The 24429-nt window shown below is 72.6% G+C and carries 21 protein-coding genes; 7 read left to right on the top strand and 14 right to left on the bottom strand.

The features are described 5' to 3' along the window. Window positions 1–34 precede the first annotated feature (34 nt). Genes FHX44_RS14705 through FHX44_RS14695 form a run of 3 tightly spaced genes read right to left on the bottom strand, consistent with a single transcriptional unit; the run spans window position 35 to window position 6496 of the window. Window positions 35–1078, bottom strand: coding sequence for an endonuclease/exonuclease/phosphatase family protein (locus FHX44_RS14705; RefSeq protein ID WP_147256319.1), 1044 nt, complete (start codon window positions 1076–1078; stop codon window positions 35–37). Between the two features lie 15 nt (window positions 1079–1093). Next, the gene (locus FHX44_RS14700) at window positions 1094–2314 is read right to left on the bottom strand and encodes an MFS transporter (RefSeq protein ID WP_147256318.1); all 1221 of its coding nucleotides are present in this window, start codon (window positions 2312–2314) and stop codon (window positions 1094–1096) included. Window positions 2315–2362: 48 nt separating this feature from the next. Beyond that, window positions 2363–6496: an nSTAND1 domain-containing NTPase gene (locus tag FHX44_RS14695; RefSeq protein ID WP_147256317.1), complete on the bottom strand. Its 4134-nt coding sequence runs from the start codon at window positions 6494–6496 to the stop codon at window positions 2363–2365. Between the two features lie 162 nt (window positions 6497–6658). Here FHX44_RS14695 and FHX44_RS14690 point away from each other — a divergent pair, with 162 nt between their 5' ends. Further along, window positions 6659–7558 carry an SCO4651 family lipoprotein gene (locus FHX44_RS14690; protein ID WP_147256316.1) on the top strand — a complete coding sequence of 300 codons (900 nt, stop codon included), beginning with the start codon at window positions 6659–6661 and terminating at the stop codon, window positions 7556–7558. A 13-nt stretch (window positions 7559–7571) separates the two neighbouring features. Here the strand turns inward: FHX44_RS14690 and FHX44_RS14685 are convergent, their stop codons facing one another. The 4 genes from FHX44_RS14685 to FHX44_RS14670 form a co-directional block, all read right to left on the bottom strand. After that, the gene (locus FHX44_RS14685; RefSeq protein ID WP_147256315.1) at window positions 7572–8573 is read right to left on the bottom strand and encodes a LacI family DNA-binding transcriptional regulator; all 1002 of its coding nucleotides are present in this window, start codon (window positions 8571–8573) and stop codon (window positions 7572–7574) included. Between the two features lie 20 nt (window positions 8574–8593). Then, window positions 8594–9514, bottom strand: coding sequence for a carbohydrate ABC transporter permease (locus FHX44_RS14680; RefSeq protein WP_147256314.1), 921 nt, complete (start codon window positions 9512–9514; stop codon window positions 8594–8596). A gap of 34 nt (window positions 9515–9548) precedes the next feature. Next, window positions 9549–10517: a carbohydrate ABC transporter permease gene (locus FHX44_RS14675; protein ID WP_212612477.1), complete on the bottom strand. Its 969-nt coding sequence runs from the start codon at window positions 10515–10517 to the stop codon at window positions 9549–9551. Between the two features lie 114 nt (window positions 10518–10631). Next, on the bottom strand, window positions 10632–12038 hold the full coding sequence (locus tag FHX44_RS14670; protein ID WP_147256313.1) for an ABC transporter substrate-binding protein: 1407 nt from the start codon (window positions 12036–12038) through the stop codon (window positions 10632–10634). Window positions 12039–12290: 252 nt separating this feature from the next. On the opposite strand from FHX44_RS14670, the gene FHX44_RS14665 reads away from it, so the two are divergent. Continuing rightward, window positions 12291–13376 (top strand): ABC transporter ATP-binding protein, encoded by a 1086-nt coding sequence (locus tag FHX44_RS14665; RefSeq protein WP_147256312.1) that lies wholly within the window; start codon window positions 12291–12293, stop codon window positions 13374–13376. Window positions 13377–13430: 54 nt separating this feature from the next. On the opposite strand, the gene FHX44_RS14660 is transcribed toward FHX44_RS14665, so the two are convergent. Next, the gene (locus tag FHX44_RS14660) at window positions 13431–14477 is read right to left on the bottom strand and encodes a GNAT family N-acetyltransferase (protein ID WP_147256311.1); all 1047 of its coding nucleotides are present in this window, start codon (window positions 14475–14477) and stop codon (window positions 13431–13433) included. A 111-nt stretch (window positions 14478–14588) separates the two neighbouring features. Between FHX44_RS14660 and FHX44_RS14655 the strand changes: the two genes are divergently transcribed. Beyond that, the gene (locus FHX44_RS14655) at window positions 14589–15011 is read left to right on the top strand and encodes an organic hydroperoxide resistance protein (protein ID WP_147256310.1); all 423 of its coding nucleotides are present in this window, start codon (window positions 14589–14591) and stop codon (window positions 15009–15011) included. A gap of 67 nt (window positions 15012–15078) precedes the next feature. On the opposite strand, the gene FHX44_RS14650 is transcribed toward FHX44_RS14655, so the two are convergent. Together FHX44_RS14650 and FHX44_RS14645 are read right to left on the bottom strand one after the other, a co-directional pair. Then, window positions 15079–16923, bottom strand: coding sequence for a S9 family peptidase (locus tag FHX44_RS14650; RefSeq protein ID WP_147256309.1), 1845 nt, complete (start codon window positions 16921–16923; stop codon window positions 15079–15081). A 7-nt stretch (window positions 16924–16930) separates the two neighbouring features. Next, the gene (locus tag FHX44_RS14645; RefSeq protein ID WP_147256308.1) at window positions 16931–17851 is read right to left on the bottom strand and encodes a cation diffusion facilitator family transporter; all 921 of its coding nucleotides are present in this window, start codon (window positions 17849–17851) and stop codon (window positions 16931–16933) included. A gap of 79 nt (window positions 17852–17930) precedes the next feature. Here FHX44_RS14645 and FHX44_RS14640 point away from each other — a divergent pair, with 79 nt between their 5' ends. Next, window positions 17931–18359, top strand: a complete 429-nt coding sequence (locus tag FHX44_RS14640) for a DUF1707 SHOCT-like domain-containing protein (protein ID WP_170308909.1) — start codon at window positions 17931–17933, stop codon at window positions 18357–18359. Window positions 18360–18363: 4 nt separating this feature from the next. Here the strand turns inward: FHX44_RS14640 and FHX44_RS14635 are convergent, their stop codons facing one another. Then, a complete protein-coding gene (locus tag FHX44_RS14635; RefSeq protein WP_147256306.1) occupies window positions 18364–18741 on the bottom strand; it encodes a VOC family protein in 378 nt (125 codons plus the stop codon). Window positions 18742–18964: 223 nt separating this feature from the next. Here FHX44_RS14635 and FHX44_RS14630 point away from each other — a divergent pair, with 223 nt between their 5' ends. Then, window positions 18965–20140, top strand: coding sequence for a Cmx/CmrA family chloramphenicol efflux MFS transporter (locus FHX44_RS14630; RefSeq protein ID WP_147261180.1), 1176 nt, complete (start codon window positions 18965–18967; stop codon window positions 20138–20140). Here FHX44_RS14630 and FHX44_RS43835 read toward each other — a convergent pair. Together FHX44_RS43835 and soxR are read right to left on the bottom strand one after the other, a co-directional pair. After that, window positions 20115–20240 (bottom strand): hypothetical protein, encoded by a 126-nt coding sequence (locus tag FHX44_RS43835; RefSeq protein WP_281287892.1) that lies wholly within the window; start codon window positions 20238–20240, stop codon window positions 20115–20117. The two genes, FHX44_RS14630 and FHX44_RS43835, sit on opposite strands and share 26 nt — an antisense overlap. Before the next feature lie 67 nt (window positions 20241–20307). Beyond that, window positions 20308–20799 carry a redox-sensitive transcriptional activator SoxR gene (gene soxR, locus FHX44_RS14625; protein WP_147256305.1) on the bottom strand — a complete coding sequence of 164 codons (492 nt, stop codon included), beginning with the start codon at window positions 20797–20799 and terminating at the stop codon, window positions 20308–20310. A gap of 54 nt (window positions 20800–20853) precedes the next feature. Here soxR and FHX44_RS14620 point away from each other — a divergent pair, with 54 nt between their 5' ends. Beyond that, complete coding sequence (locus tag FHX44_RS14620) at window positions 20854–22380, top strand: MFS transporter (protein WP_246170381.1); 1527 nt, start codon at window positions 20854–20856, stop codon at window positions 22378–22380. On the opposite strand, the gene FHX44_RS44205 is transcribed toward FHX44_RS14620, so the two are convergent. Beyond that, window positions 22322–22567: an ester cyclase gene (locus FHX44_RS44205; RefSeq protein WP_425469187.1), complete on the bottom strand. Its 246-nt coding sequence runs from the start codon at window positions 22565–22567 to the stop codon at window positions 22322–22324. The two genes, FHX44_RS14620 and FHX44_RS44205, sit on opposite strands and share 59 nt — an antisense overlap. Here FHX44_RS44205 and FHX44_RS14610 point away from each other — a divergent pair. After that, a complete protein-coding gene (locus FHX44_RS14610) occupies window positions 22554–24413 on the top strand; it encodes a TetR family transcriptional regulator (protein ID WP_147256303.1) in 1860 nt (619 codons plus the stop codon). The genes FHX44_RS44205 and FHX44_RS14610 overlap by 14 nt on opposite strands. Window positions 24414–24429: the final 16 nt, after the last annotated feature.

Raw genomic sequence — 24429 nt, 5'->3', positions numbered from 1 at the left:
TGAGCGGTGACGAGCGATCGACGCTCGTCACCGCTCACTGGTTCGTGAGGCGCAAGGTCGTCATGATCGCGCGGTGGTCGCTGCCCGGGATGTCGCGCACGTCGAACGTCTCGGCGGTGATGCCGTCCGTGGCGAACACGTGGTCGATCTGCGGACCGAAGCGGCGCAGGTTCGGGCTCGGCCCCCAGGTCGGGATCAGCCCGGCGCCGCGCTGGGCTGCTGCGTTCCCGCACCCGGAGGTGCCGTCCCGCAGCGCGGAGTGGTCCAGGGTGGCGTTGAAGTCGCCTGCGATCACCGCAGGCGTGGGTCCGGCGCACCACCGGGAGAGCAGGGCCAGGTCCTCGTTCCAGTCCGGCACGGAGCCGGGCACCGGGGCCACCGCGTGGAACGCCACGAAGCGGAGCGTGTCGAGCGCGCCACCGCTCACCTCGATGTAGGGGAAGGCGGAGGTCTCGTCGCCGACCCGGACGTCGACCTCACCGAGCTGGTCCGACACGACGGCGGTGACCTCCTCGACGTCGTCGTCGGCGCCGTCGTCGGTGGACACGTGCACCCGGTAGCCCAGTGGCTCGACCAGAGGGGTGAGCTTGTCGGCGAAGTTGTTGCCGGACTCGCTGATCGCGACCGCGTCCGGCTGCTGCTCCTCGATCAGGGCGGCGAGCTGGTCGGCGTCGGCCTCGCCCTCGAACGTGTTGAACGCCAGCACCCGGAAGGGGGCTCCGCGCACGGTGTCGGCGTCGGGCAGCACGCGGGGCAGCACCATCCCCCCGCCGACCAGGAGCACGGCCAGCACACCGGCGGCGAACGGCCACACCCGGCGCTCGAACACCATCACCAGGAGCAGCAGCACGAGCAGGGCGAGTACCCCGCCGAGGATCCACGGCCGCAGCGACACGAGCTGCACGAACGGGCTGCGGCGGTCGAGCCCGAACAGCAGGTCCGGGAGCGTCGCCACCGCGACGATCAGCGTGAACACGACCGCGACCACGTATCGGACCGTGCCGCGACCGCGCCGGACATCCCGCGCGCGTGGGATCGGCGGGTTGGCGGAGGCGAGCCGATCCGGCGATGCGGTCATCGACCCGAGTGTTCCCTAGATCGGTTGAGAACCGGCTGAGGGTGTGACGGGTGCCTCCCGCCGTGGGCGGACGAGCATCCCGACCAGCACCGCTGCGCCCAGCCCGGCGGCCCCGACGGTGAGGACCGCGACGGCGGGTGAGGCGACGTCGACGAGAAGGCCGGCGAGGGGGGTTGCGACGGTGGCGCCGATGGTGATGGCGGAGCCGTGGAGCCCGGTGACCAGCCCGCGCGCATGCTCGGGCGCCAGCGTGCTGACGGTCTCGGCGCTGGCGGCCATCGAGGGCGCGATCAGCAGCCCGACGGGTACGAGCAGCAGTGCGTAGGACCACCACGGACCGGCCAACGCGACCGGCAACGCGGCGGCCCCGAGACAACCGACGAGCAGCGGGAGGGGGAGGGAACGCCGGGCCCCGCCGTACACGAACCCGCCGATGAGCGATGCCACGCACCACACCGCGTTGACGAGCGGGATCCAGCCTGCCTGCCCGCCGAGCTCGAGACCGGCGATCATCGACAGCTCGGTGCCGAAGACGACGATCACCGCCGCGGTGGTGGCCAGCAGGGCTCCGAGCAGGCGCAGGTCGAGCCACTGCCGGACGGGCAGCGGTGGCCCGGTGCGCGAGGTGCCCGCCGCGTGGGTGGGCGGGTTCAGCAGCATGAGCGCACCGCCCGCGACCAGCCACCCGGCCCCGACCACCCACATCGCGGAGGCGGACGACACCTGCAGCGCCAGCAGCGCACCGATCGCCGGTCCGATGATGTAGGAGACCTCGACCGACATCGAGTCGAGCGCGAATGCGGTCCTCCGGCGCTCCGGTGGCACCAGCACGGCGAGCGACTGCCGGGTGACCGAGTAGACCGGCACGCCCAGCAGCCCACCGATCAGGGCGCTCACCAGCAGCGCCGGGTACGCGAGGAACGGCGCGACGCTCCAGAACACGGCCTGCGCGGACAGCGTCAGGCCGAGCATCGTGCGCAGTCCGCGGCGGTCGACGAGCCGGCCGAGCAGCGGCGCCCCGACCGCCATGCCGACGGTGGCCGCGGCCCCGACCATGCCCGCGGCCGCATAGCCCCGATCCTGGGTGAGCACCACGTGCAGCGTGAGCGTGATGGCCGCCGCGGAAGCGGGCAGGCGGGCCAGGAAGGAGACGGCGGTGACGGCGCCGACGCCGGGAAGGGCGAGGACCGCGCGGTAGGCGGTGAGCCCCCGGGCGGGCGCGGCGTCGACGTCCACGCGTCCATCGTGCTCCGGGGCACCGACGGAACACGACCGGATTCCCGCTCAGCAGGGCGGGTCGATGGTGCTCCCGGACGGCAACGCGGCCCGTTCCACATCGGTGAACTGGTGGCGGGACACGTGGCACAGCTCGTCGGCCCACTGCTGCGCCGTGAGCGCCATCGCGATCGGCAACGCCCCGCTCGACTTCGCGGTGTAGCCGTCGCCGCCCGCGACCTCCAGCCGCGTGCCGTCGACGACCTCGGCCTCGTTGTCCTCCCCGAGCGTGAGCCGCACCGAGCCGCTCGCCCGGCCGGATGCCGGGTCCCAGAACGTGAGTACCCCGCTTTCACCCCCCGGGGAGGAGGTCACCACCATGCCATCGGCGGTGAACCCGACGGGGTCCTGCGTGCCCTCGGTCGGGACGGAAGGGGCGACCAGTTCGCGGCGGTCGAGATCCCAGACGTCCAGCACCCCATGGCTCGTCGCGCTCGCGAGGCGGGACCCGCTGTCGTCGAACGCGAACGCGTAGGACTGCCGGCCGGCGACCTGCGGGAGGGTGGTGAGCTGGATGCCCCGTCCGACGTCCCACAGCTCGATCGTGTTGTCCGGCCCCAGCACGGCCACCTCGCCGGGATGGCCGGGACGGGCCTCGAGCACGGATGAGGTGTCGATGAACCATTGCCTGCGCTGCGGCGTGGTGGCGAGGTCCACCGGCGGCCCCAGCGGGGCACCCGTCGCCCTGTCCCACCCGGTCAGCAGGCCGTCCGCGAGCGAGTAGATCCGGTCGGGGAGCGTGTCGGTGTCCGCCCTCGATGCCGGTCCGCTGGTGCGCGAAGGCAACTCCACGCGCAGCACCCGCTCCAGCGAGGGCAGCGCGTACTCGGCGATCGACCAGCCGTCCTCTGCACGGGTGCGCAGGGCGAGCCGGTGGTCCACCGTCGGAGCGAGCGTCGGCTCGCCGCCGAGCGCCGCCACGTCGAGCCGCCCGATCGGTCCACCCCCCGCGCGGTCGAACGTCGTGTAGTCCCGGTGACCCTCGGTGGCGACGATCGTGCGCCCGTCGTCGCTCATGCCCAGCCAGGGTTGCTCACCCGCCGCGACGTAGGGGTTCGGGAGGGCGGTGAGCCGCAGGAGAGAGGTTCCGTGCGGTGCGAGGACCGTTCGGGTTCCGTCCGGTCCCGGCAGCACCAGCATCTTCTCGGCTGGTACGCGGCCGCCGCCGAACGTCGTGGCGATGGGGTCCGGTGGCAGGGTCACGTCGTATGCGCTGCCGTCGCTCAGGTCGCGGATGCGCACGAAGTCGACGTCCAACGGCCCGCCGAGCCGCTCGGCGCGGTGCCGGCCGTCCAGCGTGACCGTGCGGCGGAAGCCGGCGCACGTGTACGAGTCGACGGGGATCCGCCGTTGCGGCGTGGCCAGATCCGGACCCGTGACGACGGCGGTGGCTCTGTTCGCGGCCGAGCCCGCACCGGTGGCCGGCGACTGGCAGAGGACGGCGGACGCCGCGCCCGCGAGGAGCGCGCTGTGCTCCGGCAGCGTGCCGAGCGTCGCACCGTCGGCGAGCGACCGCACCGTGAGGCGCATGACGTCCGGCTGCTCGATGTCGCCCAGTCGGATCACGGCCCGGGTGAAGTCGGGTGTCAACACGATCCCGACGACGTCGGGCTCCATGATCGTCCCGAGCCCGTGTGCCACCGGCGCTGCCGCAGCGACATCCCAGATGCGTAGGTCGGCGCCACCGCGCACCGGCTCGAGCCAGAGCAGGCGGTCGCCGGCGAACCCGAACACACGGCTGTCCGGAGTGCCGGGTGGGGGCGCCGACTCGAACCGCGGACCGCCGCCCCCGGCGACGTCCCACATGCGCACGACCCCGGTCCGGTCCATCGTCGCGACGTAGCGCCCGGTCGGGTCGACGGAGGCACGCAGGAGTCCGGGCGGGGCGCCGGGGAGGGTGTGGCGCTGCACGGGGCCGTCCGGGAGCCCGGTGAGGACCACCAGCCCCTCGTTCTCGGGGACGACCATCACCCGCCCGTCCGCCGACAGCCCGAACCCGATGATCGACTCGGTGGTCACAGCGGGGATGACACCGTCGACGGAGCGCATCGCGACGTACTGCCGCAGGAGGGCCGTGCGGGCCGCCGCGTTCCCCGGGTCGAGCCGCCACGCCGCGAGCGCCAGCTGTGTGCTCGTGACCGGGTCCGTCGGTGCCCGCGACAGCGACGTCTGGGCCAGCAGCTCGGCGTTCGCCCGGTCGAGCTGCTCGCCGAGCGCGTTGCCGCGGTCGACCGCGACGACCGCGAGGGCACCGGCGGCGAGCGTGATCACCCCCAGCACCGCGGTGACGATCCGCCACCGCCGCACCTCGCGACGCTGCCGTGCCCGGCTGCGCTGCACGAACTCGACATCGGGCGCCGGTACGTCCGCCGTCCGGGCCGGCAACCGGTCGAGCGCGGTCGCGAGTGCCGCGCCGCGCAGCAGCGCGCCGTCGTCGTGCCCGCTCTCTTCCCAGCGTTCGCGCTGCTGGCCGACCTGGTCGCGCCAGGCGATGAAGTCGCGGTCCTCGGTGAGCCAGTCGCGCAGCCGTGGCCAGTGCGCGATCAGGGCCTGGTGGGCGAGCTGGATGGTCTCCTGCCCGTCGGCCGCCCGCTCCACGACCACCAGCCGGCCTGCGGCGAGCCGCAGCACCAGCGGGCGCAGGTCGGCGGGCACGTCGCCCCAGCGCAACGGCCTGCGGACGAAGCGGCCGTCCCGGTCCGGCCCGGCCAGCGCCGTGAACAGCCGCCGCAGGCGATCCCCGTCCGCAGGGTCGAAGCCTGCGACGACGGACTCGGCGTGCGTGGCGACCACCCCGGCCACGCCGCCCGCCTCCTCGTACGCGCGGAGCGTGAGGTACCCGCCGTCCCTGCGCGCCCACAGCTCGGTGAGCAGCGACTCCACGAGCGGCAGCTGACCGGGCTCCGCCGCGGCGTCGTCGAGGATGCGGTCGACGAGGCCGGGCTCGAACGACAGGCCGGGTGCCCGTTCGGCCGGCGCCACGATCGCCGCCCGGAGCTGCCGACGGTCCATCGGGGGGAGCAGCACCGTGCCGGAGCCGAGGAGGTTCGCGAGCTCGGGGACCCGGATGTCGTCCAGCGTGGCGGAGCGCAGGGTGAGCACCGCCCGCGCGCGTCCGCCTCCGACCAGCTCGCCGATCCGCTCGAGCAGCTCCGTGGCGGCGTCGGGATCGGTGGCGGCGAGCTCCTCGAACTGGTCGAGGACGAGCACCACGCGCCCGTCCTGGCCTGCGGGGACGAGCGCGGCCACGTCGGCGACCAGCTCGGCGACCGGGCGCCCCGGCATCGGCCGCAGCTCGGCGACCTGCACCCCATCGGCGCGCAGCCGCGGGAGCAGACCGGCCCGCACCAGCGACGACTTGCCTGCACCGGACGGGCCCGCGACCGCCACCAGCGGTTGGCGCTCGACGGCGTCGACGAGCCGCCCGATGTCGGCGTCGCGGCCGAAGAAGAAGCTCGCGTGCTCCTCCCCGAACGGCTCCAGGCCGCGGTACGGGCAGGGTAGGAGCTCCGGGTCCACGCCGAGCACGAGGTCGATCGGGATCAGGTAGGCGGTGGACGTGCCGGCGACGTCGGTGGCGACCGTCATCCCGACGACGGCACCCGACTCCTCGTCCCACACCGGCGAGCCGCTGAAGCCCGGAACGATCGGCTGCTCGCCTGCGGTGGCCTGCATCTGGAACCACCGCGTGCCCTGCCGGCCGCGGAACCGGCCGGTGGCCCACACGCCGTCGGCCATCCCGGCGGGGAAGCCCAGCACCCGGAAGGTGTGGTCCCACAGCTGATCGACCCGGCGCAGCGGCGGCATCCGCGCGCCCTCGGGCAGCGGGTCCCGCACGCGCAGCACGGCGATGTCGCCGGTGCCTTCCGGGGCGATCGGGATCCACCGCGCGACCTCCGCCGACACCCGCGCGGGGACGTCCGCGTCGGATTCGATCAGCAGGGGGAGGTCGAGCGCGATCCGCTGCGAGGGAGGCTGGGCGTCGTACGGGTCGGCGCGCACGGCCGCCGCCGCGACGTGGGCGCACGTGGCCACCAGGTCCTCGCCGATCACGAAGCCCGCGCCGACCGGCTCACCGGCGGGGTCGAGCACACGCACGATGACGCGCGCGGGTACCGCCTGGTCTCGCTGTGTCGTGGTCACTGACCCCCCGATCGTGCCGGCCGGGAGTGTAGCCGCTGATCAAAGTGATCCACGTCACTCGGGGGCAACGGCCGCTGCTCCCGGCGGGTCCATCCCAGTGCCGGCCGGGCCGACGACGGGTGGGGGGCGGTCCGGCCGGATCGACTCGACGAGGAGGGGACGATGACGATCACCATCGTGCGGAGGAACAGGGCGGTTCTCGCGGGCTGCGTCGCCGGGATCGCGCTCCTCACGGCGTGCGGCGGCGGGGGCGGCCCCGCGGGGAGCGGCCCGCTCGCGGCGAAGCCGGCGGCGGAGGTCGCCCGCGAGGCGCCGGACGTCACCCGGGCCGCGGGTTCGTCCCGCTACGCGGTCGAGATGACCTATTCCACCACCGGAAGCCCGATGGGTGACTCGTCGTGGACGGCGAGCGGCACCGGCACCTACGACTACGCCCGCCAGATCGGCGAGGGCCGGATGACCACCAAGGACGCGCAGTTCCCCGTGCCCCCGCAGGAGACGGTGTTCCGCAACAACGTGCTGTACCAGCGCGACGTCGGGGCGACCAGGTGGCAGAAGTTCGACTTCTCCCAGCTGGTGAACACCCCGATCGGTCAGCACGACCCGAGCCAGCAGCTCGATCTGCTGCGCGGGGTCTCCGACGACGTCCGCGAGGTCGCAACCACCCAGGTGCGCGGTGCGCAGGTGCGTCAGTACGCGATCACCATCGACCCCCCGCGGCTCGCCGGCGCGAGCGGTGTCGTCGTCGACGGCGGGCTGGTCCAGGCGGCGCTGCAGGCCGCTGGCCCGATGCCCGGCCAGGTGTTCGTGGACTCGGACGGGCGAGTGCGACGGCTGGAGGTCAGCATCGAGTCGAACGGCGCGGACCTCGCCGCGTCGCCGGAGATGAGCCAGATGTTCGGTGACAACCCGCAGCTCCAGGAGATGTTGCGGAACCGGAGGACCACGTCGTCGGTCAGCATCGAGTACTTCGACTTCGGGGTACCGGTGACGGCCCAGGAGCCCGACCCGTCGCAGGCCGACACCGGCCCCGCCGTCCCCGGCTTGCCCGGGGGGAACTAGCCGCCCGGGGGAGCTAGCCGCGAGGAGAGCTCGTGGTGCCCCGCACCATGAGCTCGGTCGGCACGGTGATCGCGGGCAGGGGTTGCTCCCCGTCGGTGAGCGCGGTGAGGATCATCTCCGCGGCCAGCTCCCCCTGCGCGACCACCGGCTGCGCCACGGTCGTCAGGTCCATCAGCTCCGCCATCTCGTGGTCGTCGATGCCGATCACCGACACGTCCTCCGGCACGCGGAGCCCGCTGCGGCGCGCCGCCTGCACGGCACCCATCGCCATCTCGTCGGAGGCGGCGAACAGCGCCGTCGGTGGCTCCGGCAGCCCGAGCAGGCGCTTGGCCGCGAGATGCCCTCCGGAGACCGTGAACCCGCCGACGGCTTCGAGCTCGGGGAGCGCGGGAAGGCCTGCGGCGGCGAGCTCGGCCCGGTACCCGACGCGCCGGTCGGCGGGCATCGCCGTGTGCAGCTCGTCGGCGCCGCCGATGAACCCGATGCGCCGGTGGCCGAGATCGAGCAGGTGCCGCACGGCGCAGCGGGCGGCGGCCTCGTCGTCGATGCGGACGCTCGCCCAGCCCGGCACGTCCGCGCCCACGATCGCCACCGGCCCGCCGACCGCGGAGAGCGCCGCGACCTCCTCGGCGGTGGGATGCAGGCCGAGCACGAGCACCCCGTCCACGCGCTTGCGCAGCAGCGTCCCCGAGAACGCGCGGCGACGCTCGTGGGTGTCGGTGCCCAGGCTGTAGAGCAGCAGGTCGTAGCCGGCCTTGCGGAGCCGCTCCTCCGCGCTGTGCACGATCGCGGCGAAGTACCAGCGGTTGACGAACGGCGCGACCACCCCGATGGCGTTCGTCTGGCCGCTCGCGAGGCTCGCCGCGCTGGGGGACGCCACGTACCGCAGCTCGGCGGCGGCGGCGAGCACGCGTTGCCGGGTGGCCTCGGAAACCCGGGGCAACCCGTGCAGCGCGCGCGAGACCGTCGCGATGGAGACCCCCGCTGCCTCCGCGACGTCCTTGATCGTGCTCACGACGGGCCCCGGCGCTCCGATCAGCCCTTGACGCTGCCGGCCAGCAGGCCGCGGACGAAGTAGCGCTGCAACGAGAGGAAGACGATCAGCGGAACGATGATCGCGACGAACGCCCCGGGCGCGAGGAGGTACCAGTTGGAACCCCGCTCGCCCGCGAGGTTGGCGAGGCGGACGGTCAGCGGGGCGACGTCGAGCGTGCCGCCTGCGAAGACGAGCGCGACGAGCAGGTCGTTCCAGACCCACAGGAACTGGAACACCGCGAACGCGGCGATGGCCGGCTTCATCAGCGGCACCATGATCGTGGTGAAGATCCGGACGTGGCCCGCGCCATCCACTCGCGCCGCCTCCACGAGCTCGGCCGGGATCTCCCGCATCGAGTTGTGCAGCAGGAAGATCGCGAGCGGCAGCGCGAACGTGGAGTGCGCGATCCAGACCGTCCAGAACGTTCCGTTCAGCCCGGTACCGACGAAGATCTCCAGCAGCGGGAGCAGCGCCACCTGCAGCGGCACGATCTGCAGGGCGAAGATCGCCACGAACAGCGTGTCGCGCATGGGGAACTTCGTCCACGCGAACCCGTACGCGGCCATCGTGGCCAGGATGATCGGGATCGCGACCGCGGGGATCGTGATCAGGATCGAGTTGGCGAAGAAGTCGATGAGCGGCTGGTTGCCGCCGAACAGCACCTCGGCGTAGTTGTCGAACGTGATGGCGGGGTTCGCGAAGAACGTCCACCACCCGGTGCGCTGGACGTCGCGCTCGGGGCGGAAGGACGACAGGAACAGCCCGAAGGTCGGGATCGTCCAGAGCACGGCGATCACGAGCGCGGCGAGCGACGCCCACGGCGAGGTCAGTCCCTTCCGCGCCGCCGCTGAGCGGGAGGTCGCCGCGGCGAGGATGTCGGGCCCGGGGGACGCGCCGTCCTTGGTGTCGAGGACTGTCATGATTCCGCCTCCGCGGGAAGACCTACGTCGGCGGTCATCGCCCGTCCACCTTCCGCATCTGCCGCACGTTGTAGATGACGATCGGCACCACGAGGACGAAAAGGATCATGGCGAGCGCGGATCCCATGCCCAGGTTGGAGAGCCGGAAGCTCTGCACGTAGAACTCGTTCGCGACGACGCTCGTGTCGAACTGGCCGCCGGTCATCGTGCGGACGATGTCGAAGACCTTCAGCACGGCGATGCTGATCGCGGTGATCACGACGACCACGGCGGGCCGGATGCTCGGGAGCGTGATGTAGAAGAAGAGCCGCATGCCGCCGACCCCGTCGAGCCGGGCGGCCTCGATGATGTCGCTCGGGATGGCCTTGATCGCGGCCGAGAGCACGGTCATCGCGAAGCCGGCCTGGATCCAGATCATCACCACGATCAGCAGCAGGTTGTTCCAGGGCTCCGCGAGTATGAAGTTCACCGGCTCGAAGCCGAGCCAGACCAGGAACTGGTTGAGCAGCCCGATCTGCTGGATGTTCTGCTGGTTGGGCCGGTACTCGTACACGAACTTCCAGATGATCGCCGCGCCGACGAACGAGATCGCCATCGGCAGGAAGATCAGCGCCTTCGCGAACGCCTCGAACCGGGTGCGGTCCACGAGCACGGCGTAGACCAGGCCGATGGCGGTGGCGAGGATCGGGGTGATCACGACCCACAGCAGCGTGTTGCGCAGCACGACGACGAGGTCGGGCTGGGTGAAGATCTGGACGTAGTTGGCCAGGCCGACGAAGCCCGCGCTCCTGGCGTCGAGGAAGGACTGCACCGCCGTGCGGGCCGCCGGGTAGAGCAGCCCGACGAGCAGGAGCAGGAAGGCGGGGGCCGTGAACGCGATGCCGGACACCAGGTCGGTGCGGCGCCCCCGTGCGCGGTCGGCGACGAGCAGGACCACGCCCATCACGGCGGCGAAGACGACCACCGCGACGAGCAGTTGAAGCAGTTTGTCGAGCAGGGTCAAGCCGGCTCACCTCCGAAGGGGGACGCGTCGCGGGCCGGCGCCGAGCGCGCCGAGGGAGGCGCCGGGACGGACGGATCGCGCCCGTCCCGGCGCAGGGGTACCTCTGATGCCCCGCTAGGAGGAGGCGGGCCAGGACTGCTCGACGTAGGTCAGCGTGTCCGAGGTGCTCTGACCGGTGATCCAGTCGGTCATGCCCCGCCAGAACGACGCGGAACCCACGGCCGCAGGCATGAGGTCGGAGCCGTCGAACCGGAACGTGTTGGACTGGTCCTGCAGGATCTCGGCCGAGAGCCGGTCGATCGGGTTGGACAGGTTGTTCGGGTCCAGCCCGGTGTTGGCGCTGATCCAGCCGCTCTGGCCCAGGTCGCTGCCGGCCTTCGCCTTCATGTTGGCCCACTCCGGCGAGGACAGGTACGCCTGGAACGCCTGCACCTCCGGACGGTCGGAGAACGCGGCGACGAACTCCGAGCCCACGAGGATCGTCTGCGGCTGCGATGCCTCGATCGGCGGCAGCTCGAACGCGAAGGCCTGCCCGTTCTCCGAGATGTCGGTGCCCTCGGGGAAGTTCGCCGCGTAGAAGTTGGCCTGGCGGTGCAGGTAGCAGGTCCCGTCGAGGATCGGCAGGCCGCCGTCCTGGAAGGTCGTCGTGGCGATCGAGGCGACGTCGCCGAGGCCACCGTTGACGTAGTCGGGGTTCTTCAGGATCGAGCCGACGCGGTCGAGGGCGGCCGCCACGCGCGGGTCGTTGAACGGGATGGCGTGCGAGACCCACTGGTCGTAGACCTCGGGGCCGTTCTCGCGCAGCATCACGTCCTCGAGCCAGTCGGTGAGCGGCCAGCCGGTGGCGTCACCGGAGGCGATGCCGGCACACCACGGCTTGCCGCCATCGGCGGCGATGCGGTTCGAGAGCGCCACCAGCTCGTCCCAGGTGGTGGGGACGGTGTAGCCCTTCTCCGCGAACGCCTGCGGCGAGTACCAGACGTAGGACTTCACGTTCGAGCCGAGCGGGGCGCCGTACAGGGTGCCGTCGACGCTGCCCGCCGCCTTGAAGGTCTCCGAGTAGTACTGGTCGACGTTCGCCACGACGGCCTGCGGGGCGGGCTTCACCGCGCCGGGGTTCTGGGTGACGAGCGTCTTCAGCAGACCGGGCTGCGGGACGTAGGCGATGTCCGGCGGCGAACCCGCCTGGACGCGCACCGGCAGCTGGGCCTCGAACTCCTTCGAGCCCTCGTAGACGATCTGCGTGCCGGTGCACTCCTCGAACGGCCGGTACGAGTCGATGTGCGGCTGGTCCTCGGGCGCGACGATCGAGGTGTAGATCGTGACCCGGGTGCCGGACAAGTCGCCGTACTGGGCGAACGCCGCGCAGTCCTGGCTCGAGGCGGCGGGGTTCCCGCCACCACCCGCGACGTTGCTGCCGCCGCATCCGGCGAGCACGAGGCTGAGGCCCAGCGCGGCGCTGATCGCGGCCGTACCGCGCGACGGTCTCCGCAGGATCGATCCGGATTTCGGGGCTGGCATCGCACCCTCCGCGTCGATGGGGATGGAGCGGGCCGGTCGCCCGCTCCCTGAGATCCGGGCAATGAAAGCGTTTACGCAGGACGCGAGCAACAGGGCGCGGTAACGATGCCGTAACTCCGACTGTACGTACCCGATCACTCACTCTTCGTGTTTGCTCTTCTCCTCGTGCCCGCTGCCATGGCAGGCTGCAAGCGCTTTACTCCCTCTCACTCGGATCGTCCGGCACGTTCCTGCCGGTGGAAGGAGCACAGCATGGCTGCTGTGACTTTTGACAAGGCGACTCGCATCTACCCGGGGTCCACCAAGCCCGCGGTCGACCAGCTCGACCTGGAGGTCGCCGACGGAGAGTTCCTCGTCCTGGTCGGACCGTCCGGATGCGGCAAGTCCACGTCGCTGCGGATGCTCGCGGGACTCGAGGACATCGACCAGGGCTCCATCCACATCGGCGGCCGTGACGTCACGCGCGTCCCCCCGAAGGACCGCGACATCGCGATGGTCTTCCAGAACTACGCGCTGTACCCGCACATGACGGTCGCGGAGAACATGGGCTTCGCGCTCAAGATCGCCGGGCGTCCGAAGTCGGAGATCCAGCAGCGGGTCCAGGAGGCCGCGAAGATCCTGGACCTCGAGGACTACCTCGACCGCCGCCCCAAGGCCCTCTCCGGTGGTCAGCGCCAGCGCGTCGCGATGGGCCGGGCGATCGTGCGCTCGCCCCAGGTGTTCTGCATGGACGAGCCGCTGTCCAACCTGGACGCCAAGCTGCGCGTCTCCACCCGCACCCAGATCGCCTCGCTGCAGCGCAGGCTGAACATCACCACGGTCTACGTCACGCACGACCAGACCGAGGCCATGACGATGGGCGACCGGGTCGCCGTGCTGAAGGACGGGCTCCTGCAGCAGGTCGACACGCCGCGCGCGATGTACGACAAGCCCGCCAACGTCTTCGTCGCCGGGTTCATCGGCTCGCCCGCGATGAACCTGCTGCAGGTCGATCTCGACGTCGACACCCTGCACTTCGGCGGTGCCGACGTGCACATCCCGCGCTCGGCCGTGGAGGAGGTCGGCTCCACCCGCTCGGTCACCGTCGGCGTGCGTCCGGAGGACATGGAGCCCGTCAGCGCAGGGAACGGGCTGGCCACCGAGGTGGACGTCGTCGAGGAGCTCGGCGCCGACGCCTACGTCTACGGCACCACCGAGATCGGCGGCGAACGCCGCGCGATCATCGCCCGCGTCGACGGCCGCACCCCGCCCGACAAGGGCTCGGTGCTGCACTTCGCACCGCGCGAGGGCCACCTGCACCTGTTCGCAGGCGACACCGGCGAGCGCATCGACGCCTGATCCTCGGCTACTGCGGCCCCGGGACCGATCCGGTCCCGGGGCCGTCGTCTGCTCTCAGCCGACCGGGGTCGGCAGCGCGGCGCGCAGCCGCACCTCGGTGCCGAGGATCTCGGCCGCCGGGCGCAGCCCCGCGCGGCGCAGCAGCCGGGTGATGCCGACGTCGTCCGGGCGGGCACAACCGACGAGCTCGGCGAGCCCGCGCTCCGCGGCCGTCTCCACGATGCGGCGCAGCAGCGCGGTGCCGAGCCCGCGGCCCTGCCACGCGTCCTCCACCAGCACGGCGGCCCTCGCCGATCCGGAGGCGTCCGGCTCCGCGTCCAGGTTCGCGATGCCGACGGCGCTGCCGCCGTCCGCGGTGACGGCCAGGACGGAGTGGAGCGCGGTGGGAGAGGTGGACGGGCCGAGCAGCGCGGCCAGCTCGTCGGGCTGCAGCCGCGGGGCCGGGTTGAGGAAGCGGGAGCGGCGCGACGCCGGGGAGCAGCGCGCGTGCAGCGCGGCCACCAGCGGGCCGTCAGCCGGCTCGGCGCCGCGCAGCCGCACCTCCGACCCGTCGCGCAGCTGCAGGGCGCGATCAGCGCCCAGCGTGCGGACCGGGGCGCGCATCTCGAGCTGCGTGGCGAGCTCCAGCAGGGCGGCGGCTCGGGAGAGCTCGGTGGCCGTGAACGGCCACGGGCGTCCGACGTGGATCTGCTGGGTGCCGCCGCGCAGCGTGTGGACGTGCCCCGTCGGCGGCGCGGCCGGGTCGATCAGGCGGGCCCGCAACATCGTGGCCACGGCGCTCGCTGCGCTGCCCGGGTCGGCCACCACCATCCGTGCGAGGGCGAGCGCGGTGGTGGCGGCATCGGACAGCTCCGTGGCGTCGGCGCGCACCAGCAGCGTGCACGGGATGCCTGCGGCCCCGACCGCGTCGACCAGCGCCGTGGGCTCGACGTCCGCGGGCACGTGGACGAGCAGCTCGTCGGTGACCGCGCCGTCGTCGGTCGGCTCGCCGACGACGTGGAGGGAGAGGATGTTGCACCCGGCCTCGCCGACCGCCGTGGCCAACCCGCCGAGTCGACCGGGCCGGTCCTCCAGCTCGACGTGCATTCGCCACAGTGCCATGACGGCCAGCGTCCCCCCGCCTTGTTTCCGATCCGCTACCGGTGCGTGACAGGCCCGCGGCGGCCGAGTTATGTTGTGCACAACATATCTGCGGCGAAAGGTGAACGAGCGATGGCGGAACCGGTCTACACAGCCGAGGCGACCTCGTCGGGCGGCGGTCGCGACGGAAGGGTCCGTACCTCGGACGGCGTGCTCGACGTCGAGCTCAAGCTGCCGCCCGCGCTGGGCGGCCCGGGCGGCGCCACCAACCCCGAGCAGCTGTTCGCCGCGGCCTACGCCTCCTGCTTCCACGGCGCGCTCCGCCTCGTGGCCAGGAACAAGGGCGTGCCGATCGGCGACGACGCCACCGTCGATGCGGCCGTCGACCTGGGCAAGGACGCCACGAGCTTCGCGATCAGCGCCACCCTCACCGCCCACCTGCCCGGCCTGGACCAGGCGCAGGCCGACGAGCTGGTGGCCGCCGCGCACGAGGTCTGCCCCTACTCGAAGGCGACCCGCGGCAACGTCGAGGTCCAGCTGAAGGCGACGGTCTGACCGGGCCCGGATGCCGGCAGAGCCACTTTCCTGACGGCACACGTCGGGAAAGTGGCTCTGCTGACGCTCAGCCGACCGCCCTCCGCGCGAAGCCGATCTCGGTCGCCACGTGGCGGAGCGTCTCCTCCACCACCAGGGAGCCGTGGCCTGCGTCGAAGCGGCTCACCTCGTACCGCACGTCGCCGCGGGCGGCAAGGGCATCCAGGTAGTTGTCCACCTGCCGGATCGGGCAGCGCGGGTCGTTCTCGCCGGCCAGCACGAGCACCGGCACGCGCACGCGGTCGACGTAGGTGATCGGCGATGCCTCCCGGTACACCTGCGGCAGCTCGGCGGGCGAGCCTCCGAAGAGCGCGCGGTCGAAGGCGCGCAGCTGCTCCATCTCGTCGGCGTAGGCGGCGAGGTAGTCGGCCACCGGCACCCCGGCGACGGCGGCCGCCCAGCGGTCCGGCTGGGTGCCGACGGCCAGCAGCGCGAGATAGCCACCCCACGACCAGCCGTCCACCACGCAGCGGCGCGGGTCCACCAGGCCGTCGGCCACGCAGCGGTCGTGCACGGCGGCGACGTCCTCCAGCTCCGTCAGCCCCGGCCGGCCCTCGATGGCATCCCGCCAGCCGGAGCCGTAGCCGGTGGAACCGCGGTAGTTGACCTCGACCACGACGAACCCGGCGTCCACCCACGCGGCCCGGCCCGCGCTGAACCGGTCCTCGTCGGCGGCGTGCGGCCCGCCGTGCAGGGCGAAGACGGCCGGCGCCGGGCCGTCGACGCCTGCGGGGCGGGCGACGAGGGCGTGCACCCGCCCGCCCGGCCCCTCCACCCACAGGTCCTCCACCGGCACCGAGCCCGGGGCGCGTCGCCCGGGCGGCGCGACGAGCACGCGGTCCGTGCCGTCGGGGTGCAGGGCCCGCACGGTCGGCGGCTCGGCGGCCGACGAGCACGTGTACTCGACCGTGCCGTCCGGGCGGACCTCGGCGGAGCCCACGCACCCGGGGGCCACCGGGAGCTCGGTCAGCTCGTCGGTGTCGAGGTCGTAGCGGTGCAGCCGGGTGCGGGCGGCGGCCGTGTGCCAGACGAGCAGCCTGCGCCCGTCGGGGTGGAAGTCGGCGTAGACCTCGCCCGGCAGGTCGAGCGATATCTCGCGTTCGGTGCCGGCGAGCACGTCCCACAGCAGCAGCTCCTCGCGGCCGTGGCGCTCGTGCAGCAGCAGGAGGCGGCCGTCCCCGCGGACCGGGGCGAACGCCAGCGGAGTCAGGCCCAACCCCGGTCCGTCCGACTTCTCGGCGACGAGCCCGCCGTCCGACACGCGCACCACCCGCACCGCGGGGTGCCGCGAGTCCCCGTGTTCGGAGTGGCTGATGGCGAGCAGCGTCTCGTCCTCCGACAGCGCGCCGACGCCCGCGTCCTCCGCGTGCTGGTAGACGACCTCCGCGGGGCCGTTGCCGCGGCGCAGCCAGATCTTGGTGCCGTCGTCGGTCGAGGTGCCCGCGGCCACGACGGACCGTCCGATCTCCAACCCGGCCGGGTAGCCGTCCTCGACGGCGGGGAGCGCCGGCTCGGGCAGGTCGTCCACGTGCCGCCCGGCGAACGGTTCGCGCACCCAGTGCCCGAACTCGTCGCCGTCGGTGTCGGCGAACCACCAGACCGTCGCGCCGTCCGGCGGGAGGGTGGCGATGTGGGTGCCGCTGCGCCGGTCGGTGACCCGCCGGTGCTGGTCGGTGACGCGGTCCCAGACGTACACCTCTGTGGTGCCGCTGGCGTTCGAGGTGTAGACGCAGCGGTCCGGCGCGTCCCGGGCCCATGCCGGCCGGGACATCCGCGGCGCGGTGAACCGGGCGCGCCAGCGCTCCTCGCGCTCGTCGTCGAAGAGCCGGTCGGGAACGGGGGCGACGGGGTGCTCGGTCACCCCTGGGATCATGCCTCAGCTACCAGCTGAGCTCGGCACACCCGGTGCGGCAGCCGGGTGGCTCGACCTGCACCGTGAAGTGCGCGAGCGCGTGGCGTTCGGTGAGCAGCCGCTGGGCGGACGTGAGGACCTCGGCCGGATCGCAGGCGGCCCCGATCGTGAGGTGTGCCGAGCCCACCTCCATGCCGGAGGTGAGCGTCCAGACGTGGACGTCGTGGACGTCCTGCACGCCCTCCAGCGCGGCCAGCTCGGCGCGCACGGCCGCGACGTCCACGTGCGCCGGAGCGGCCTGCACGAGGATGCGGACGGCCTGCCGGCCGAGGGACCACGTCCGGGGCAGGATGAACAGCCCGATGCCGATCGCGACGATCGGGTCGGCGTGGCGCCAGCCGAACACCAGGGTGACCACGCCGGCGAGGAGCACGCCGAGGGAGCCGAGGGTGTCGGCGATGACCTCCAGGTAGGCGCCGCGGATGTTGATGCTCTCCTTCGCGCCCCGCCGCAGCAGGGCGAACACGAAGAGGTTCGCGGCGAGGCCCACCACCGCCGTGAGCACGATGGGCAGGCCCGGCACCTCGGGCGGGTCGGCGAAGCGCTGGACGGCCTCCAGGAGCACCCAGCCGGCCACCCCGAACAGCAGCACGGCGTTGGCCAGCGCGGCGAGGACCTCGGCCCGGTAGAGGCCGAACGTGCGCCGGTCGTCGCTGCGTGACGCCCGGGCGGCCGCGATCGCGGCGAGCGCCATGCCCATCCCGAGCACGTCGGTGAAGTTGTGCCCCGCGTCGGAGAGCAGGGCCAGCGACGAGGTCATGAGACCGACGACGACCTGCAGCACGAGGGAGGCGAGGAGGACGCCCAGCGAGATCGCGAGGCGCCGCACGTGGCGCCCTGACGCGCTCGTGCCCGCCGCGTCGATCCCGTGTCCGTGGCCCGCGCCCATGCCCGCGAACATATGCGGAAGTACGCATAGGTGCAATGTGACGCTCGATCGGGTGAGGGCCTCTGCCATGATTCGCCCCGTGACCGAGCCGGTGCGACCCGACGACATGCGCATCTCGGACGCGGAGCGGAGCGCGGTCCAGGAGCGGCTCCGGCGGGCCCATGACATCGGGCAGCTGGACCTCGGCGAGTTCGACGACCGGGTCAAGTCCGTCTGGTCCGCCCGCACGCGGGGCGAGCTCGCCCTCGTCACCGCCGATCTCCCGACGCCCCCGCCCGAGCCGGGGCGCCGCCGGGTGTTCTCCGACACCGGCGGCGGCGTCACGATGCGGGTGCTCACGATCGTCTGGAGCAGCCTCGCCGCCGTGAACTTCGTGGTGTGGGGTCTGATCGGGCTGACCGCCGGTCATTTCCTCCACCCGTGGTGGGTCTGGGTGGCGGTGCCGCCCGGCATCGCGCTGGCGGTGCTCTACGTCGCGGGGATCGGCCGCCCGCGGCGCGAGAGCTGATTCATCAGCCCTGCACGAAGAAGCAGAACGGGTGCCCGGCCGGGTCCAGGAGCACCCGCACGTGCTCCTGCGGTTGGAACTGCACGAGCGTGGCGCCCGCGTCGAGCGCGTGGGCCACGGCGCCGTCGAGGTCCTCGACCTCGATGTCCAGGTGCAGCTGCATCTGCTGCCCCTCACGCTCCGCAGGCCATGTGGGTCGTGAGTACAACTCCTCGAGCTGGAACGACAGGCCCGGCCCGCCGCCGGGCGGCCGGAGCGTGACCCATGTGGGGTCGTCCTGCACCACCGGCCAGCCGAAGAGGTGGTGGTAGAACGCCGCGAGGGCGCGCGGATCCGGGGCGTCGAGCACGGTGGCGGACAGCGTCAGCGCGGGTCGCTCCATCCCGGCGAGTATTCCGTTGGTGCGCGGTGGTCGCAGGGCGTTAGCATCGCGATCATGTCGAGCCCCGAGGCGTCCAGAGTCTGACCGCCGGTCGCACGGTGGTCAGGTGAGCCACGGCTCCCTTCTCGTACCTCGCAGTTCCTGCACCCCGCGCCGTTCGACCGGTCCGGCCTTCACCGACCTCGTCGACATCGCCACGGAGCGCGCTGTGCAGAAACATCCCTTGCCGTCCGTCGTCCCCCTGCTCGGGACGGCCGTCTTCGCCCAGGGAACGTCCGAGTTCATGGTGGCCGGCCTCGTGCCGGACATCGCATCGGAGCTGTCCGTCTCGATACCCGCCGCCGGCCTGCTGACCTCCGCGTTCGCGGTCGGGATGGCGGTCGGCGCGCCGGTCATGGCGTTGTTGGCCCTGCGCTGGCCCCGCAGGCTCGCGCTCGTCGCCTTCCTCGCCGCGTTCGTGCTCGCCCACGTCGTCGCGGCCGTGACAGGCAGCTTCGAGGTGCTGGTCGCGACCCGTGTGATCGGCGCATTGGCGAACGCCGGGTTCCTCGCTGTCGGGCTGGCCACGGTGACGAGCATCGTGGCGCCCGACGCCAAGGGGCGCGCGCTGGCGGTGCTGCTCGCCGGCACCACGATCGCCTGCGTGGCAGGCGTCCCCGGTGGGGCGTTGCTCGGCAGCCTGTGGGGGTGGCGTTCGGCGTTCTGGGCCGTCGCCCTGCTCTGCGTCCCCGCCCTCGTCGCGGTGCTCACCTCGGTGCCGGGGGACCGTTCCGGGGCGGCCCCGCCGAGCGCACTCGGCGAGCTCCGGGTGCTCCGGCGTCCGCGGCTGCTGGTCGTTCTGCTGCTCGGCGCGCTCGTCAACGGCGCGACGTTCTGCTCGTTCACCTTCCTCGCGCCGGTGCTCACCGACGTCAGCCGGATCGGCGCCGAATGGGTTCCTGCGATGCTCGCCCTGTTCGGCGGCGGATCGTTCCTCGGCGTCCGGCTCGCCGCCCGCTGGTCCGACACCCGGCCAGGACCGGTTCTCGTGGGCGGCGGCGCGGTGCTCGCGGTCGGATGGGCCGCGTTCGCGCTCACGACCACCGCCGTCGCGGCGATCGTCCTCGTTCCGCTGCTGGGGACGCTCGCGTTCGCGGTGGGGAGCACGTTGATCGCCCGCGTGCTGTACGCGGCGTCGGACGCACCGAACCTCGCGGGGAGCTACGCGACGGCGTCGTTGAACATCGGCGCTGCGGTCGGCCCGTGGATCGGGGGACTCACGATCGGTGCCGGCCTCGGGCCGGGTTCGCCGCTGTGGGTGAGCGCGGCCCTCGTCGCCGTCGCGCTCACGATCGCCGCGCTCGCGAGCGTGGCCCGTGCGGCGGTGGGTCGGGCTACTTCTCCGACTTCTTGTCCATGATCCGGGTGACGACCGCCAGAGCCACGATGAGCAGCAGGACGGCGGGGAGGAAGATCGTGACGGTCCAGTAGTCCAGGATCCAGTCGTAGGGCGTTTCCATGTGCCGTTCCTCCGCGCGGGAATCTGCCGGTCGGATTCGACGGTAGCAACCTCGCCGCACCGCGCTCTCAGTGGATGCGCAGGTTGGCCCGGTCCTCCTCCTCTCGGACGGCCCGTGTGAACAGCCGGCGTGGGCCGCTGCCCTGCTCACCCAGCCGGTCGTCGCGGTTGCGCAGCAGGCACCGGTCCAGGGAGAGGCAGCCGCAGCCGATGCAGTCGGCGAGGCTGTTGCGCAGGCGGGTGAGCTGCTCGATGCGCGTGTCGAGCTCGTCGCACCACGCGGCGGACAGGCGGGCCCAGTCCTCCCGGTCCGGTGTGCGCCCGTCCGGGAGCGTGGCGAACGCTTCCTTGACCATCCGCAGCGGGATGCCCACGCGCTGGGCCACCCGGATCGCGGCGACGCGCCGCAGCGTCTCGCGGGGATAGCGGCGCTGGTTGCCGCTGGTGCGGCGGCTCGAGATGAGCCCCTTCTCCTCGTAGAAGTGCAGGGCGCTCACGGCGACGCCCGAGCGCGCGGCGACCTGACCGACGGTGAGCTCTGCGGGCGGGGTGCGGGTCACAGATCGAGATTAGCCCCTTGACCTCAACTATGCCTGAGGTTTCAGGCTGGGGTGGTGACCGAAACCGCCGCGACGCGGGCCGGGGTGCGGGAGTGGATCGGCCTCGCCGTGCTCGCCCTCCCGGCCCTGCTCGCATCCCTCGAACTCACCGTCACCCACCTGGCGCTACCCGCCATCGCCGCCGACCTGGCGGCCAGCAGCACGCAACTGCTCTGGATCGTCGACGTCTACGCGTTCCTGCTCGCCGCCGTCCTCATCCCGGTCGGCGCACTGGGCGACCGGATCGGGCGGCGCAAGGTCCTGCTCGTCGGCTCGGTCGGGTACGGCCTCGCCTCCGCGTTCGCCGCGTACGCGCCGAACCCCGAGCTGCTGATCGTCGCGCGGGCCCTGATGGGGGTGGCGGGCGCGACGCTCATGCCGTCGACGCTGTCGCTCACCGCAGCGATGTTCCGCGACTCCCACCAGCGGGCCGTCGCGATCGGCGTGATCATCGCCAGCGTCTCGGGCGGCACCGCGATCGGACCGCTGGTGGGTGGCTGGCTGCTCGAGCACTTCTGGTGGGGGTCGGCGTTCCTGCTGGCCACGCCGGTGATGGCGGTGCTGCTGGTGGCAGGTCCGCTGCTGCTCCCCGAGCACCGCGATCTCCGGCCCGGCCGGCTCGATCTCGCCGGCGCGGCGCTGGCACTGCTCGCGGTGCTGCCCGTCGTGTACGGGCTGAAGCAGATCGCCGCGGACGGGCTCTCCGCGGTGCCGGTCGTGGCGGTCGCCCTGGGCGTCGCGATGGGCGTGCTGTTCGTGCGGCGCCAGCGCCGCCTGTCCGATCCCCTGATCGACCTCCGGCTGTTCGCCGACCGCGCGTTCAGCACCGCGGCCGCCACGTTGGCGTTCGGGATCTTCGTGCTGTGGGGCTCGAACTACGCGATCGCCCAGTACCTGCAGCTCGTGGCGGGGCTCTCCCCGTTGACGGCAGGTCTGTGGACGGCGCCGTCGGCGGCGGGCGTGATCGCAGGCTCGCTGCTCGCCCCGCGGATCGCGCGGCGCGTACCGGCGCCCGTTGTGATCGGCGTCGGGCTGATCGTCTCCGCGATCGGGTACGTCGTGCTGGCCACGGTCGGCCCTGCGGACGACCTCGTGCGCCTCGTGCTGGGCGCGATCGTCGTCTCCGCGGGTCTCGGCCCGATGATGGCGCTGGCCACGGACATGGTCGTCGGGTCGGCGCCCGTCGAGCGCGCAGGCGCGGCCGCCTCGATCTCCGCCACGGCACCGCAGATCGGCGGCGCGTTCGGCGTGGCGGTGCTCGGCAGCGTCGTCACCGCGGTCTACCGCAACGCGATGGCGACGGGAGTGCCCGCCGATGTGCCCCACGGCGCGGCCGACGCCGCCCGCGACAACCTCGGCACCGCCGCGGCGGCGGCCCAGGCGTTGCCCGAGTCGCTCGCCGGGCCGTTGCTCGAGGCCGCCCGTGCCGCGTTCACGTCGGGGTTCCGCCTGACGGCGATCGTCAGCGCCGTGTTGATGGTGCTCATCTCGGTGCTGGTGCTTCGGCTCCGGCCAGCTGACCGCTCGTCAGCCGGCGCATGAGGGAAGCGTCGTCGCGGACGGCCCAGTGTTCGGTGCCCTTGCCGTCCACGATCCGGACGATGTGGATCTGCTCGTAGGCGAAGCTCCGGGGAAGACCTCTTCCAGTACCCGGCGGGCAACGGCCTTGATGTCGACCTCGGCCGTGGTCCCCTCCCGGGCACGGCCTCGTATTCGTGCCAGTAGCAATCTCGCCGATTTGCGAGAGTGCAAGGGCCGGACGGCGCTACGACGCACCCCGCAGGCGGCACCGGGCAGCCGAGACCCGGGCGAAGATCATCGAGGCTGCGACGGGGGTGTTCCTGGAGCGCGGGTACGCGGGCGCGACCATCCTGCAGATCGCCGCCGAGGCGGGAGTCGCCGTCGAGAGCGCGTACCGGTCCGCGAGCGGCAAGGCCGGGCTCCTCGCGGAGGCGGTGCAGGCGGCACTGGCGGGCGGCGTGGAACGCGCCGACGTACCGGTCGAGGAGCGCCCCGCGATCCGCCGGGTGATCGAGGAGACCGACCCGCGACGCCAGCTCCAGGCGTACGCCGCCACCCAACCCGGGGTCTGGGGCCGGGTGGGCCCGCTGCTCCGGGTCTTGGACGCGGCCGGGTCCCTCGTCGAGCTGCGCGACCGGCTCGCCGTCCAACGCCTGAACGGGCTTCGCCGCTTCGCCGCTCTCCTCGCCGAGCGAAGCGCGCTGCGGCCTGGGCTGACGGTCGATCGCGCGGCGGACATCATCTGGACGGTCTGCGCCCAGGCCAACTACGACAGCCTCGTCACCGCCCGGGATGGACACCGGCCGAGTACCGCGACTGGCTCGCCGAGACGCTCGCCGCCGGCCTGCTCAGGGATTGGTGAGCGCTGGAGGCCCCGTTGTATCAACGGCCTCGGCCGCAACCTCTCCCACCTTGCGAGGATCGGCATCGACACGGAGGTCCCCATGGCGCAGCGACCCGCCCGAAGGCCGGTCCCCGGTCCGCGCGCGTTCACGGAACGGAGTCGCGACGCACAGCTGAGCCAGGCGGCCATCGTGCTGTCGGTGGGCGCGGCGGCCCGCGGGGAACCGGAGCGGGTGGACGCTCCGGCGGAGGTCGGACTCCCGTCGGATCTCGCGTCGCTGGGCCGCCGGGATCCCATCCCCGTGGCGGAGGCGGCGGAGCCGCTCGGGATCGAGCTCTCCGCGCATCTGACCGACCGGAGCCTGCGGGTCCCGCCGTCCACGACCGCCGATCTCATGACCCGGCTGCTCGACCGGCCCGAGCCGATCGCCGCGGCGGCGCTCGTCGAGGCGAACCTGCACAGCGAGAGCCGCCTGGTGCGAACCGCCGCCGCGGTGGCGGCCATCGACACCACCGGACCCCGCGACGACGTGGTGGCGCAGCTCGTGGACGGCGCCACCCGGGGCGACCGGCTGACCAAGGAGATCGGCCGGATCGGGCTCGCCCGGGTCGACCCGCAACACACGGTCCTCAGCCGGCTCGTCGGCCCTCCGTCCCCCATGACAGGCACCGACCGGCTGTCGCACACCGCCGTGCTCACGCACGGGACGTTCGCCTCACGGGCCCGGTGGTGGCAGCCCAACGGTGACTTCTACAACTACCTCAACGGGCTCGTCCCGCCCCTGAAGCTGCACGACCCGAGCTTCCAGTGGAGCGGCGCGTACTCGGACCCGGCCCGCCAGCTCGCCGCCCAGCAGATGGTCGACTGGGTGACCGACCAGAACCTCCAGCGGCCCGACGTCTTCGCGCACAGCCACGGTGGGACCGTGGCGAACCTCGCCACGCGGCGCGGACTGCAGCTCGACCGCCTCGTCCTGTTGAGCTGGTCGGTGCACGACCAGTGGTTCCCCGACTTCGCGAACGTGCAACGGATCATCGACATCCGGGTGCGGTTCGATCTCGTGATCCTCGCGGATCTGGGGGGACAGACGTTCACCCCGCCGCCAGAGCATGCCGGCAAGGTGGTCTCGCACGTCAACGGCTTCTTCGAACACAGCGACACGCACGAACCCGACTACTGGGAGCGGAACGACCTTCCGGACGTGCTGTGAGCCGGTCCCAGGTGAA

The sequence above is a fragment of the Pseudonocardia hierapolitana genome, assembly GCF_007994075.1.
In the GTDB taxonomy this organism is placed as follows: Bacteria; Actinomycetota; Actinomycetes; order Mycobacteriales; family Pseudonocardiaceae; genus Pseudonocardia; species Pseudonocardia hierapolitana.
Note: the sequence above shows the minus strand (reverse complement) of the source record. Positions and strands in the feature narration are given on the sequence as shown.